This is a genomic window from Saccharopolyspora oryzae (assembly GCF_027853915.1).
GTDB lineage: Bacteria > Actinomycetota > Actinomycetes > Mycobacteriales > Pseudonocardiaceae > Saccharopolyspora > Saccharopolyspora oryzae.
On the sequence record NZ_JAQGLA010000040.1, the window covers coordinates 28,608 to 41,239 of the forward strand.

Below are 12,632 nucleotides of genomic sequence, written 5' to 3' on the forward strand. Positions count from 1 at the left end.
TCGCATCCGCGGCTCCTCGTAGCCGTTCGATGCTGCCACTGTGGGGCTCGGTATGTGCGCAGGTGAGAGTCGAATGGCCCCGATGTTGTCTTTGCGGGTGCTCCTGCCGGGAGTTCACGATGGGAGCGCGGTCAGGAACTCCACCGCCGATGCGGTCGTGGTGAGCTTGTCGTAGTCGTCTTCGTCGATGCGGGTACCGGCGGTGTTGCCGAGGGCTTCGACGAAGTTGAGGAAGTCCAGCGAGTCCAGTTCCAGTGCTTCGCGGAACTCTTCGTGGTCCTCCAGGTTGTCGAGGTCGGCTCCGGGTGCGGCTTTGCGGAGCGCGCCGTGCACCATCTCGCGTGCGTGGTCGGGTGTGATCGGTGGGGGCATCACAGATTCTCCGGGTGTTGCAGGAACTTCTCGACGGCGGCGAGGTAGCGGGCGCCGGTGGCGCCGTCGGTGGCTCGGTGGTCGCCGGAGAGAGTCGCGGTGACCACGGGCCGGATGCCGATGAGCTCGCCGACCGCCCACGGGCGTCTGACGATGGAGCCGAATCCGACCAGCGCGACTTGCGGTGGGTAGATCACGCCTTGAACGGATTCCGCGCCGAGTTCGCCGAGGTTGGTCGCGGTGATCGTGGCCGGCGTGGTGTCCGACGAGCGCAGACGGCCGGTGCGGGCCCGGGAGACCAGTTCGCGCAGACGCCGCATGACGTCGGGGAGGGACAGCTGGGCGGCGTCGGCGATGGTGGGGGTGAGCAGACCGCCGCCGTGCAGGGAAACGGCCACTCCGAGGTGCACCGGTTCGGCGGGCCGGAAGCGGTCGTCGATCCAGTGCCCGTTGAGCTCGGGTACCTGACGAGCGGCCAGCGCGCCGGCCTTGAGCAGCAGTGCGGCAGGCACGATCCGGTTTGCCACCTCGACGTGGCGATTGCGCTCGTGGAGCCACTCGAGGGCGTCACCGAGGTCGATGGTGTTGGTGAGGTAGTAGTGGGGGATTTCGCGCTTCGACTTGCTCATCAGCGCTGCGATGGCATGTCGCATGGCGTCGGTGTCCCGCTCGGCGGTCTGCGATCGTGCCGGTGCGGTCGGCGGTTGAGGTGCTGCGGCGCGGACGTCACGCGCCAGCACGGCGCCATTGGCGCCGGTTCCGGTCAGCAGACCGGGATCGACGCCGAGCTCGACGGCCAAGCGCCGGGCGTAAGGGGAGATCCGCTGGCGTTCGCCCGCCCCGGGGCCGGCGGGCGGTTCGGCGTGGTGGATGACTGCCTCGACGTCGGCGTGGGTGATGGCGCCGTGATGTCCGGTGCCGCGGATCGACGCAAGATCGACCCCGTGCTGGGCGGCGAGCTTGCGCACCGGGGGAGTGGCGATCGGCCGGTGAGGTGGCGGTTCGGCGGCAGGTTCGGGTGGTGCGGGACCGGCCGGGGCTCCCTGCGCGCCGCCGGAGATGACCGCCATGGGGGCACCGACCGGCACCGTCTGACCTGGCTCCACGAGCAGGCGGTCGATGACGCCGGTGTCGAAGCATTCGACTTCGATGATGGCCTTCTGCGTGTCCACCGCCGCGATCAGGTCTCCTTTGTGGACGGTGTCGCCGGGCCGGACGAGCCATTCGACGAGGGTGCCCTGGTCCATGTCCGCGCCGAGTGACGGCATCCGGAATTCCGCCACGTCAGCTCACCGCCCGTCGCGCGGCGGCCACCACGTCCTCGGGTTGCGGAAGTGCGGCTTCTTCGAGGTGCTTGGCGTAGGGCATCGGTACCTCGGCGCTGCACACCCGCTCGACCGGGGCGTCGAGGTCGTAGAAGCAGTGCTCGGTGATGCGGGCGGTGATCTCGGCGGAGAGGCTGCCGCTGCGCCACCCCTCGTCGATCACGACCGCGCGGTGGGTGCGGCGTACCGAGTCGAGGATGGTCGGCTCGTCCAGCGGGCGCAGCGTGCGCAGGTCGATGATGTCCGCCTCGACGTGGTCGGCGGCGAGTTGTTCGGCGGCGGTCAGCGTTGTGGGCAGGGTGCCGCCGTAGGTGATGAGTGTTACGTCGGTTCCGTGGCGGCGGTGGGCGGCGGTGTCGATGTCGACGGGTTCGGCCGGGTCGTCGAGCTCGCCGGTGGCGTTGTAGAGCGAGCCGTGCTCGAACATCAGCACCGGGTCCGGGCAGGCGAGTGCCGGGCGCAGCATGCCGCGGGCGTCGGGGAGTGTGGCCGGGGCGATGATGCGCAGACCGGGGATGTGGGCGTACCAGCCTTCCAGGCTGTGGGAGTGCTGGGCGGCGAGCTGGCGTCCGGCTCCGGTGGTCATGCGGATGACCAGCGGAACGTTGAGCTGGCCGCCGGACATGTGCAGCAGGGTGGCGGCGTTGTTGAGGATTTGGTCGAGGGCGAGCAGGCTGAAGTTGACGGTCATGATCTCGACGATCGGTCGCATCCCGGCCAGGGCCGCGCCGATGCCGGCTCCGACGAAGGCGGACTCCGAAAGCGGGGTGTCCCGAATGCGCTCCGGGCCGAACTCCTCCAGGAGACCGAGGCTGACGGCGAAGCATCCGCCGTAGCGGCCGACGTCCTCGCCCATGAGGAACACCCGCTCGTCTTCGCGCAGCGCATCCCGCAACGCCTCGCGGAGGGCATCGCGGTAAGTGCTCTGCGCTGAGCTCATGCAGTTCCGCCTCTCCGTGATTCACAGTGGTGGTTGCGTTCGGTGTCGATCTTGCATTCCGCAGTTTCTTGTGGCTGGTTTGCGTCACGTTCCTCTGAGGTGCGGTTGAGCAGGACCGGGGTTGACACGGGGCTACTCGCTGTAGACGAATCGGGTCAGGTCCGCTGCTGGTTCGAGGGGGCCGGTGCGGGCTTCGGCCACTGCCTGGTCCAGTTCGGCGTCCACCTCGGAGTCCAGGGTCGCTCGGGCGTCGTCGTCGAGGTCGCCGTCGGTGCGCATCCGGGCGGTGAGCCGGTCGATCGGGTCGAGCTGCTTCCACTGCTCGACCTCGGCCTTGTCCCGGTAGCGTTCGGCGTCGTACATCGAGTGCGCCCGGAACCGGTAGGTCCGCAGTTCCAGGAAGCACGGCCCCGGGCTGGCGCGCATGGTCTCCACCGCGCGGTTCCCCGCAGCCGCTACTGCTTCGACGTCCATGCCGTCGACGGCCCATGACGGCATTCCGTAGGAGCTCGCTCGCAGCGCCAGATCGGTTTCGGCCTGTGCTCTGGCCAGTGCGGTGCCCATGGCGTAGAGGTTGTTCTCGCAGCTGAACAGGACCGGAAGCCGCCACAGCGCGGCGAGGTTCAGGCATTCGTGGAACTCACCTTCGGCGACTGCGCCGTCGCCGAACAGGCATGCGGTGACCTGCGGCCGGTCGCGCATGGCATCGGCGAGCGCGAGCCCGACGGCGATCGGCAGCCCGCCGCCGACGATGGCGTTGCCGCCGTAGAACCGGCGGGAGACGTCGAAGAGGTGCATCGACCCGCCGCGGCCACGGCTGCACCCGGTGGTTCGGCCGAACATCTCGGCCATCACCGAGACCATCGGCACACCACGAGCCAGGGCATGACCGTGTTCGCGATAGGTCGACACCACGGCGTCGTCGGGGCTGAGCGCCTGCATCAGCCCGGCGGCCACGGCTTCCTCGCCGATGTAGAGGTGCATGAATCCGCGGATCTCCGCGGCGCTGTAGAGCTCGACGCAACGCTCTTCGAAGCGCCGGATCCGCACCATCTGCCGCAGCAGTTCGGTGCGCTGCTTGGCCTTCGCGCCGGTTGCCGATGTCTCTCGTCGGTTCATCGAGCCTTCTCCAACGTGGACAGGTCGCCTTCCGGCAGCCCGAGTTCTCGTGCTTTGAGCAGCCTGCGCATGACCTTGCCGCTGCGGGTGTGCGGGAGGTCGTCGTCGAAGGTGAGCTCCTTGGGGGCCACGGCACCGAGTTGACGCCGTCCGAAGGCCAGCAGCTCGGTGCGCAGCTCTTCGCTCGGGGCGTGCCCGGGGCGCAGGGACACGAACGCCTTCACCAGTTCCCCGGCCATCGGGTCCGGCTTGCCGATCACGCCGGCTTCGGCCACCGCGGGATGTTCCATCAGCGCGCTTTCGACCTCGAAGGGCCCGACGAGGTGTCCGGCGGACTTGATCACGTCGTCGGCCCGCCCGACGAACCAGTAGTAGCCGTCGGCGTCCCGCGCGGCGATGTCCCCGGTGAGGTACCAACCGCCGGCGAAGGAGGCGGCGTAACGGGCCTCGTCGTGCAGGTACCCGCGGAACATCGAGGGCCACCCAGGGCGCAGCGCCAGTTCTCCCTCGACGTCGGCACCGGTCAGTTCTCGAACCTCGCCGCCGTGGACGAGTGCGCGACCGTCCTCGCCGCGTTCCAGCAGGGCTGCGTCGATCCCGGGCACCGGGCGCCCCATGGACCCTGGCCGGATCTCCTCGCTCGGGTAGTTGCTGATCATGATTGCGCCGGTCTCCGTCTGCCACCAGTTGTCGTGGACCGGCAGTCCCAGCACTTCCTGGCCCCACACGACGACTTCGGGATTGAGCGGTTCGCCGACGCTGGCGATGTAGCGCAGGGCGGACAGGTCGTAGCGGGACGCCAGTTCGGGTCCGTGCCGCATCAACATCCGCAGCGCGGTCGGGGCGGTGTACCAGACGGTGACGCGTTGCTCGGCGAGCACGTGGTACCAGCGCCGCGCGTCGAACTCACCTTCATCACTGACCACGGTCGCCCCATGCGTCAAGGGCGCGATGATCCCGTACGAGGTACCGGTGACCCATCCCGGATCCGCGGTGCACCAGAACACGTCATCCGGTCGCAGGTCGAGCGCCTGCGCTGCGGTGGTGTGGTGGGCGACCACCGCTTCGTGGACGTGCACCGCGCCCTTGGGGGCTCCGGTGGTGCCGCTGGTGAAGTGCAGCAACGCCCAGTCCTCCAGGGATGTCGACGGGATGTCGAAGGCGGGATCGGCATGTGCGAGGGCATCGGCCAAGTCGGTGGTTCCGGGCTCGGCGGTGGGCTCGCCCACCAGGAAGACATGCCGGAGGTCTGGCAGGGCCGAGCGGAGTTGCCGGATCTTGTTCCGGTACAGGCGGTAGGTGGTGACCAGCACGGCACCGCCGCCGATCCGCAGCCGGTCGAACACCGGCTGCGGGCCGAAGGCGGAGAACAACGGCGCGAGAACGCAGTCGGCCTTCAGGGTTCCGAGCGCTGCGGTGTACAGCGCTGGGACGCGTCCTAGGAGGGTGAACACGCGTTCGCCCCGTTGGACGCCGTGCTCGCGCAGCACGTTGGCGAACTTGCCGGTCTGGTCCCGCAACTCGGCGTAGTCGATCTCCGTCACCTGGTCTTGCTTGTCCACGCAACGCAGGGCCGTGGCTTGCGCTCGTACGCCAGCGGCGTGCCGGTCCACGGCTTCGTGAGCGATGTTCAGCCCTCGCCCACCGGGCAGGCCGGAGAGCTGGGAGCGAGCCGTTGCCCAGTCGAACTCAGCCCGGGCCTGCTCGTAATCACCGAGGTTCGGCCGGGCGCTCAGCTCACATGGCTTGCTGATGGGCGCCCACCGCATCACGTCCCCTCTCCCCGTCCTCGTGACCAGGTAATCCCGCAGCCTGCCCGGTCGCTAGAGGACAACGGCACTCACGGGATGGACGCGCTACCGAGGGAGTTCCGGCGGGTCATCGTCAGAGCCATGTTTCGATCGCGAGGAGGTCGCGCATGGAGATGACGCCGATGACCATGTGCCCTTGCTTCACCGGCAGGTGGCGGACTCCGGCGTCGAGCATCCGGCGTGCGACGTCCTTGGTGTCGTCGCTGACGGTCGCTGTTTCGAGCTGCTGGGTGGCGAACGAGAGGGCCGTCGACTCCTGCGGATCAGCTCGTTCCGCGATCGCCCGGACCACGTCGCGCTCGGAGATGATGCCGACGATCCGTTCGTTGTCCAGCACGGCGAGGGCTCCGACGTGATCATCTGTCATCTTCCGGGCCACTTCGGCGAGCGGATCCGATGCCTCGCAGGTCAACGTCCCGACGTGGAAGACTTCATCGACTCGCACGGCTTCCCTCCCCTTCAGCCGGTGGTTGGGCGAGCGGTCGTCCGGGCTGGGCGGCGGGCGTCCGGTCACTGCCCTTTGCGGGCCACCGGGATCTCCTTGCGCGCCTCGGCTTCTCGGCGTGGCATGCGGATGGTGAGGATGCCCGCCTCGTATTCGGCTTTGACGTCGTCGGTGTTGCAGTTGGTCGGCAGCAGCAGGGTGCGGCTGAACCTGCCGTAGTGGAACTCGCTGTGGCGTTCCGAACGTTCTTCGTGCTTGCGTTCGGCGTTGATCTTGAGCTGGTTGCCTTCGACGTTGATGTGGATGTCCTTGTCGGGGTCCACACCGGGAAGTTCGCACCGGACCACGAACTCGTCCTTCTCGGTGTAGGCCTCCACCCGCATCGTGTGGCGTTCGCCGAAGGGCCACTCGGTTTCGAACATCTGGAAGATGTCCGGCAGGCCCAGGCCAGATCGGGGCTGCAAGCTGGTCATGATGTCCTCCCGAGGCGAAAGGTGCCTGGACTCAGCGTCCGTCAGGCAAGCACCGGGGGCTAGGGCCGACCGGCCCGTTCCCGCCAGACGAGCAGTGGGCATGCCGATCGGGCTGAGCGAGAAACCGTTGGCGCTGAGATGAGCTGGGATACCAGGTGGAATCCCGAGTTGTGCGACCTCGGCGCAGCCGTACGGTCGAGGTGAGGGGAGGCCTTGAACGGGCTTGCTCGGTGAGTAGTTGCGTTACCTGCGCTGCGCTCGGCGGGCGCGTCTTGCGGTATGTGACACCGTACTCGGTACCCACCCGAATTCGCAGTTTCCTGCCAGCTCCGCGATCGACTTCGGGAGATGCCAGATGAAGCCCAGAACTGGAGCGTCACGAGCGCCCTTCGTCGCACCGGGCGGTGTCGGAAAGGCGATGGATCTGGAGCGGCTCGGTTCCGCCGATCTCGCGGCGGACTTCCTGTCCTGGTACCGCGAATTCTCCGCGTCCCGCAGCACCACATCCCTGGCCCACCACTACGTGGCCTACCGGGCGTTCGTCCGCGCGAAGGTCGCGTGCCTGCGATGTGCGCAGGGGGCGGATGCGGCAGCGGACGCGGTGGCTCTGACCGCCATCGCCCTGCGCCACCTGCGCACCGCGCAGATCAGGCTGGTCCTGGTGGGTGGGCTTCCGGGAACGGGTAAGACGACCGTGGCCGGCGCGCTGGCCGATCGCGTGTGCGCTGTCATGCTCCGCACCGACCAGCTCCGCCGCGAGCTCCCCGGTGCTGCTCAGCTCGCCGCACATGCGGGATGCGGACGAGGCCTGTACGACAGCGACAACGTCCACGGCACCTACAGCGAAATGCTCACGCGCGCCCGGACTCTGCTCGCGCACGGGGAGAACGTGGTGCTGGACGCGAGATGGAGCAATGCCGAGGAACGCGAAGCGGCCAGGGCGGTGGCGCGCGAAATATCTGCCGCACCGTCCGAGTTGCACTGCGTTGCGCCGGCCGAGATCAGCGAAGCCCGCATCACCGCCAGAACTGACGACGCCTCGGATGCGACAGCGGAGATCGCTGCGCGCATGGCACGTCAATTCGCGGTCTGGCCCCAAGCAACCCGCATCGACACCTCGGGGCGCCCGGACACAGCAGTATCCGAAGCCTGCGAAGCACTGGAACCCTGATTGCGGGCGGCATCAGCAGGTCTTCGGGTTCTCGGGAGGGGAGATTTCCGCCGGGGGCGCTGGATCCAGCAGGTGACGGTGGAAGAAGTTGAAGATCCGATCCCAAGTGCCTGCTGCCGACTCGTGGTGGCCCAGTCGCCGGGGGATTGAACCCCTGGACATGGCCGTCATCGGCCGACTTTGATGCGGAATGAAGCCAAGTGCGGGCCCGTGGTGATCTCGACGGTGCAAAGCTCTGTCCTATGTGGAGTGAATTGAGGGCGATCGCCAGCATCGGGAGGCAGCAGACGATCATCATCCAGTGGTGCCACCCGCGGTGCTTGCCGCCGGTGCCATGCTCGGGGCCAGACGAGCTGGTCATCGCAAGCCTCCACAACGACAACTGGACTCGCGGGGTGCACCCACTGATTCCGGGTTCGGCAAGGGACGCCTTATGGCGTTCTGTGTTCCAGCGAGGCCGGGGTGTAGCCGAGACTGCGGTACAGCGGGCAATGTCCCAGTGCACCGGTGACTGCGAGATCGGCTCCCGCCAGTGCCAGCAGGATGTCCAGGGCGATCGCAAGGAGCCCGGAGGTCGACGTCAACAGCAGCGCACCCGCGAGGATCGCGGCAAGGCCGACCACGACACGACCGACTCGCTCCGGCGGGGTGATGTTCAGAACGGGGCGCCTCATGGGTACCTCCCTGGCGTACAGCCCCAGCGTTAGCGGGGCCGAGCCGGCCAGTAGAGGCGAACGGCCCTGGCTACTCGGAGGCCGGGCGACGCGCCTCAGCGACATGTGAGGCGCTCGTTGACGAGGGCGCTGTTCCAGTGAGAGGTCCACATGTCTGTTGTCGACTTGGTCGTGCTGGTCGTCGCCGCAGCGGGCGTGGGTGTGGTGGCCTGGTACTTCTTCGGCCCCCGGAGCGCCTGTACCGCTGAGCTGACCGGCGGGGTGCAGCGCGTCGAGGTGACGGTCCGGGGCGGGTATCGACCGGAGACGATCCGGGTCCGGCAGAACGTGCCTGTTGAGCTGGTGTTCAACAGGCAGGAGGAAGGGGACTGCACCTCTCGCGTGGTTTTCGCCGATCTGGGAGTCACTGCCGCGCTGCCCGCGTTCACCCGGACCGCGGTGTGCCTGACTCCCACGCGTGCGGGTTCGTTCGGGTTCGCCTGCGGAATGAACATGATCCACGGCAGGCTCGTGGTGGAGCCTGATGGCCAGGCCGGTAGTGAGGCCCGTGTGGAGGGACCATCCGAGAGCGCCCCGGTGGTGACCGGTGCGGGGGCGGCTGAGGAGGAGGCTGCGCAGGCTGCTGAGCGCGCGGCGGAGATCAAGGACTTGACCCGCCGAGTGGTCGTGGGTGTGGTGTTGACGGTGCCGGTGCTGTTCGCGGTCATGGCGAGCGAGCTGTTCCGCGTCAGCTGGGTGCCGCCGGTGCTGCTCGACCGGTGGATGCAGCTGGTGTTGATCACGCCGGTGATGCTGTACGTGGGCTGGCCGATTCACCGCAGCGGGTGGCTGACGCTGGCGCATCGCAACGCCGACATGAACAGCCTCATCACGTTGGGCACCGTCGCGGCCTACGGCTACAGCCTCGTCGTCACCTTCGCCCCCGGTGCGTTCCCGCCCGAGACGCGGGAGGTGTACTTCGAGGCCGTCGGGGTGATCCTGACGCTGATCCTGCTCGGTCGATTGTTCGAGGCCCGCGCCAAGGCAGGCACCGGGGAGGCAATCCGCGACCTGCTGGGCATGCAGGCCCGCACCGCGCGCGTGGTCCGCGACGGGGGCGAAGCCGAGATACCCGTCGAGGAGGTGGCGGTCGGCGACGAGATCCGCATCCGGCCCGGGGAGAAGATCCCGGTGGACGCCACCGTGCTCTCCGGCGGTTCAGCAGTGGATGAGTCCATGGTCACCGGAGAACCGATGCCAGCGACCAAGCACGCCGGCGACACCGTCATCGGCGCCACCATCAACGGCACCGGCTCCCTGCGGGTCCGAGCGGCCAAGGTCGGCGCCGATACGATGCTGGCCCAGATCATCCGCCTGGTGCAGGCCGCGCAGGCCTCCCGCGCGCCGATCCAGCGCCTGGCCGATGCCACCTCGGCGTACTTCGTGCCCGCAGTGATCGTCATTGCGATCATCGCCTTCGCCGCGTGGTTCATCGTCGGACCGCCCCCGACGACGACCAATGCCCTGGTGTCCGGGGTGGCGGTGTTGATCATCGCCTGTCCCTGCGCGCTGGGGCTGGCGACCCCGTTGTCGATCATGGTCGGTACCGGCAAAGGCGCGAAAGCCGGGATCCTGATCCGCTCCGCCGAGGCGTTGGAGACCGCGCACAAGCTCGACACCATTGTGCTGGACAAGACCGGCACCATCACCCGAGGTGCACCAGCCCTCACCGACCTCCACGTCACCGGCGACCGCGACGAGCGGGAGCTGCTCGCCCTGGTCGCCGCTGCCGAGACCGACAGCGAACACCCGCTGGCGGAGGCGATCGTGGCCGGAGCACGGCAGCGCGGCCTGGAGGTGCCGCAGGCGGCGAACTTCACTTCGATCACCGGCAAAGGTGTGCGTGCCACGGCTGCGAGCCACACCGTGCTGGTCGGGACCAGAACGCTGCTGGCCGACGCGGGGATCGACGCCAGCGAACTCGATCAGCCCGCTGCCGCGTTCGCGGAGCAGGGCAAGACCGCCATCCTGGCCGCCCTGGACGGCGAGCCCGCTGGTGTGCTGGCGGTGGCCGACACGGTCAAGGACGACTCGGCCGCCGCGATCGCCGCGCTGCACCGCCTCGGCATCGAGACCGCCATGATCACCGGGGACGACGCGCGCACGGCCGCGGCCATCGCAGGCCAGGTGGGGATCTCCCGCGTGCTCGCCGAGGTGCTGCCGGAACACAAGGCCGACGAGATCCGCCGCCTGCAAGCAGAAGGGCGCCGTGTGGGCATGGTCGGCGATGGCATCAACGACGCCCCCGCGCTGGCTGCCGCCGACGTGGGGTTGGCGATCGGCACCGGTACCGACATCGCCATCGAGTCCGCCGACATCACGCTCATCTCCGGATCGGTGAGCGGGGTTCCGGTCGCGATCCAGTTGTCGCGAGCGACCATGCGCAACATCCGCCAGAACCTGTTCTTCGCGCTCGTGTACAACGCCGTCGGCGTGCCCATCGCCGCAGGTGTGCTGTACCCGGTGCTGGGCCTGCGCCTGTCGCCGATCCTGGCCGCCGCAGCGATGGCCTTGTCATCGCTGTCTGTGGTGGGCAACTCCAACCGCCTGCGCCGCCACCGCACCACGCCGCCACGAGCAGCGGGCCGTGTCACCGGACAGCCGCAGGTGGCGACACGAGCCCCGACACCCGCTTCTGACCAGAAATGATGACGTCCCCATGCCATACCCAGAGCCCAGCGCCGAAGCGGCTCCAGGGGGATGGGTCGGGGTTTCAGTTCAAGTCCGGCCGCGGTCTCGGACTCCCGCCGGGTGGTTGACGTCGCTGCGAGTTTGCACGCAGGTCGCTGTCCGCGACGCTGTGGACCACAATGCGCCCCTGACGCGATTTAGGCAGCGCATGCGCCTTCAGCCTGGCTCCGAGGAGGGCTACTGCGTGACCCCGCCGACCGCGTGGCCCCGGCGGAGTCGATGATCCGCCGCACGACCAACATGCTGCGGCTGCCGGTGACGTGGCAGCTGGCGGTCCTCTACGCATTGACCTTCGGCGGATTCGTCGCGTTCAGCGTCTACCTGCCCACCTACCTCAAGACCGCTTTTGGTCTCGACCCGACGGACGCGGCGTTCCGCACCGCCGGATTCATCGTGCTCGCGGTCGTCTGCAGACCCCTCGGAGGTTGGCTTTCCGACCACCTCTCCGGAATCCAGGTGCTCGGTGCATGCTGCGTGCTCGCCGGGCTCCTGGCGGTGCTGGCGTCGGTTGAACTGCCCTTGGTGCCCCTCGGCACGATCGTGTTCCTCAGCCTGGCCGCGGTCCTGGGTGCCGGTGCCGGGGCAGTGTTCGCACTAGTCGGCACCCTCGTCCCAGAAAGCAAGGTGGGAGCAGTCACCGGCGTTGTGGGCGCCGCCGGTGGCCTGGGTGGATTCTTCCCGCCCCTGATCATGGGATCGATCTACGCGGCCGTCGGCGACTACACCTACGGTCTCGTGCTGCTGGCGGCAACCGCCCTGCTCTGCGCTTTGATGACCTACACCGCGCTGCGGCACAGAGCAACCACCGCATGAGCGAACTGCCACCTCAAGAACCAGGTCGCGGCTGTCGCTCTCGGAAGGTGGGGACCTTTGCCATCTCACGCACGGTGAGTGGGCGATCGTAGTGTAGGCGTATGGATGGCGTTGTGAACATCGTGCCGCGCACGTCCCGCGCCCAGAACCTCTTCGAGGAGCAGGTGGGCAATGAGTTGGCCGTGTCGCAGCAATACGTTGCGATCGCAGTGTGGTTCGACCAGCGGGATCTTCCCCGGCTGGCTTCGTACTTCTACAGGCACTCGCTGAAGAAGCGCAATGACGCGATGCGGATCGTCCAATACATGTTGGACAACAACATAGAGGTCGAGATTCCGGGAGTTCCGGCCGTCCGCAACACCTTCGAGGATCCCAGTGAGCTCGTTGCCCTCGCCTTGGAGAAGGAGCGCGCCGTGACCGACGAAGTCACGGCCTTGTCGCAGACGCTCCGGCAGGATGCCGATTACCTCGGCGAGGAGTTCATGCGTTGGTTCTTGGCCGAACAGGTCGAACAGGTCTCCGAGATGACCACGGTGCTCGATGTCATGGACCGCGCGCAGGGCAACATGTTCGACATGGAGGACTACCTCGAACGAGACCCTGTAGGCGACGACAGGAACGAATCGGCAGCCCCGCGCGTGGCGGGCGGGAAGCTATAACCCAAAGCAGGGGCTGTGCTGGTGGGGCGGTTGATGCAGGTTTTCTCGATGCTGTGAACTTCGTGGGAATTCTGATTCGTGATCGCTGGTTGCGCGTCTC

General features: G+C 67.8%; 12 protein-coding genes. 4 read left to right on the forward strand and 8 right to left on the reverse strand.

Annotation, left to right across the window (positions count from 1 at the left end):
• Nucleotides 1-114 precede the first annotated feature (114 nt).
• From OU415_RS22285 to OU415_RS22315, 7 genes are all read right to left on the reverse strand, one after another.
• Nucleotides 115-372, reverse strand: a complete 258-nt coding sequence (locus tag OU415_RS22285) for an acyl carrier protein (protein WP_270950951.1) — start codon at nucleotides 370-372, stop codon at nucleotides 115-117.
• Nucleotides 372-1,640 carry a 2-oxo acid dehydrogenase subunit E2 gene (locus tag OU415_RS22290; RefSeq protein ID WP_270950953.1) on the reverse strand — a complete coding sequence of 423 codons (1,269 nt, stop codon included), beginning with the start codon at nucleotides 1,638-1,640 and terminating at the stop codon, nucleotides 372-374. The genes OU415_RS22285 and OU415_RS22290 overlap by 1 nt, the downstream gene beginning before the upstream one ends.
• Before the next feature lie 16 nt (nucleotides 1,641-1,656).
• Nucleotides 1,657-2,637 carry an alpha-ketoacid dehydrogenase subunit beta gene (locus OU415_RS22295; protein WP_270950954.1) on the reverse strand — a complete coding sequence of 327 codons (981 nt, stop codon included), beginning with the start codon at nucleotides 2,635-2,637 and terminating at the stop codon, nucleotides 1,657-1,659.
• Between the two features lie 132 nt (nucleotides 2,638-2,769).
• Nucleotides 2,770-3,756: a pyruvate dehydrogenase (acetyl-transferring) E1 component subunit alpha gene (pdhA, locus tag OU415_RS22300; RefSeq protein WP_270950955.1), complete on the reverse strand. Its 987-nt coding sequence runs from the start codon at nucleotides 3,754-3,756 to the stop codon at nucleotides 2,770-2,772.
• Entirely contained in the window at nucleotides 3,753-5,525 is a 1,773-nt protein-coding gene (acsA, locus tag OU415_RS22305) for an acetate--CoA ligase (protein WP_270950957.1), read from the reverse strand. Before acsA ends, pdhA begins: the two co-directional genes overlap by 4 nt.
• A gap of 115 nt (nucleotides 5,526-5,640) precedes the next feature.
• Nucleotides 5,641-6,012 carry a CBS domain-containing protein gene (locus OU415_RS22310; RefSeq protein WP_270950959.1) on the reverse strand — a complete coding sequence of 124 codons (372 nt, stop codon included), beginning with the start codon at nucleotides 6,010-6,012 and terminating at the stop codon, nucleotides 5,641-5,643.
• A gap of 65 nt (nucleotides 6,013-6,077) precedes the next feature.
• On the reverse strand, nucleotides 6,078-6,485 hold the full coding sequence (locus tag OU415_RS22315; protein ID WP_270950961.1) for an Hsp20/alpha crystallin family protein: 408 nt from the start codon (nucleotides 6,483-6,485) through the stop codon (nucleotides 6,078-6,080).
• A 418-nt stretch (nucleotides 6,486-6,903) separates the two neighbouring features.
• Here OU415_RS22315 and OU415_RS22320 point away from each other — a divergent pair, with 418 nt between their 5' ends.
• A complete protein-coding gene (locus tag OU415_RS22320; protein WP_270950963.1) occupies nucleotides 6,904-7,656 on the forward strand; it encodes an AAA family ATPase in 753 nt (250 codons plus the stop codon).
• 431 nt (nucleotides 7,657-8,087) lie between these two features.
• On the opposite strand, the gene OU415_RS22325 is transcribed toward OU415_RS22320, so the two are convergent.
• Nucleotides 8,088-8,330, reverse strand: coding sequence for a YgaP-like transmembrane domain (locus OU415_RS22325; protein ID WP_270950966.1), 243 nt, complete (start codon nucleotides 8,328-8,330; stop codon nucleotides 8,088-8,090).
• Nucleotides 8,331-8,480: 150 nt separating this feature from the next.
• Here OU415_RS22325 and OU415_RS22330 point away from each other — a divergent pair, with 150 nt between their 5' ends.
• The 3 genes from OU415_RS22330 (at nucleotide 8,481) to OU415_RS22340 (ending at nucleotide 12,532) form a co-directional block, all read left to right on the forward strand.
• Nucleotides 8,481-11,018: a heavy metal translocating P-type ATPase gene (locus OU415_RS22330; protein ID WP_270950967.1), complete on the forward strand. Its 2,538-nt coding sequence runs from the start codon at nucleotides 8,481-8,483 to the stop codon at nucleotides 11,016-11,018.
• A gap of 261 nt (nucleotides 11,019-11,279) precedes the next feature.
• The gene (locus OU415_RS22335; RefSeq protein WP_270950969.1) at nucleotides 11,280-11,873 is read left to right on the forward strand and encodes an MFS transporter; all 594 of its coding nucleotides are present in this window, start codon (nucleotides 11,280-11,282) and stop codon (nucleotides 11,871-11,873) included.
• Between the two features lie 113 nt (nucleotides 11,874-11,986).
• The gene (locus OU415_RS22340; protein WP_333778468.1) at nucleotides 11,987-12,532 is read left to right on the forward strand and encodes a ferritin; all 546 of its coding nucleotides are present in this window, start codon (nucleotides 11,987-11,989) and stop codon (nucleotides 12,530-12,532) included.
• The last annotated feature ends 100 nt before the right edge of the window (nucleotides 12,533-12,632 follow it).

Bases quoted from the DNA above. Each gene is read 5' to 3' on its own strand.
- OU415_RS22285 (WP_270950951.1), bottom strand. From the start codon at position 372: ATGCCCCCACCGATCACACCCGACCACGCACGCGAGATGGTGCACGGC.
- OU415_RS22290 (WP_270950953.1), bottom strand. From the start codon at position 1,640: ATGCCGTCACTCGGCGCGGACATGGACCAGGGCACCCTCGTCGAATGG.
- OU415_RS22295 (WP_270950954.1), bottom strand. From the start codon at position 2,637: ATGAGCTCAGCGCAGAGCACTTACCGCGATGCCCTCCGCGAGGCGTTG.
- pdhA (WP_270950955.1), bottom strand. From the start codon at position 3,756: ATGAACCGACGAGAGACATCGGCAACCGGCGCGAAGGCCAAGCAGCGC.
- acsA (WP_270950957.1), bottom strand. From the start codon at position 5,525: ATGCGGTGGGCGCCCATCAGCAAGCCATGTGAGCTGAGCGCCCGGCCG.
- OU415_RS22315 (WP_270950961.1), bottom strand. From the start codon at position 6,485: ATGACCAGCTTGCAGCCCCGATCTGGCCTGGGCCTGCCGGACATCTTC.
- OU415_RS22320 (WP_270950963.1), top strand. From the start codon at position 6,904: ATGGATCTGGAGCGGCTCGGTTCCGCCGATCTCGCGGCGGACTTCCTG.
- OU415_RS22325 (WP_270950966.1), bottom strand. From the start codon at position 8,330: ATGAGGCGCCCCGTTCTGAACATCACCCCGCCGGAGCGAGTCGGTCGT.
- OU415_RS22330 (WP_270950967.1), top strand. From the start codon at position 8,481: ATGTCTGTTGTCGACTTGGTCGTGCTGGTCGTCGCCGCAGCGGGCGTG.
- OU415_RS22335 (WP_270950969.1), top strand. From the start codon at position 11,280: ATGATCCGCCGCACGACCAACATGCTGCGGCTGCCGGTGACGTGGCAG.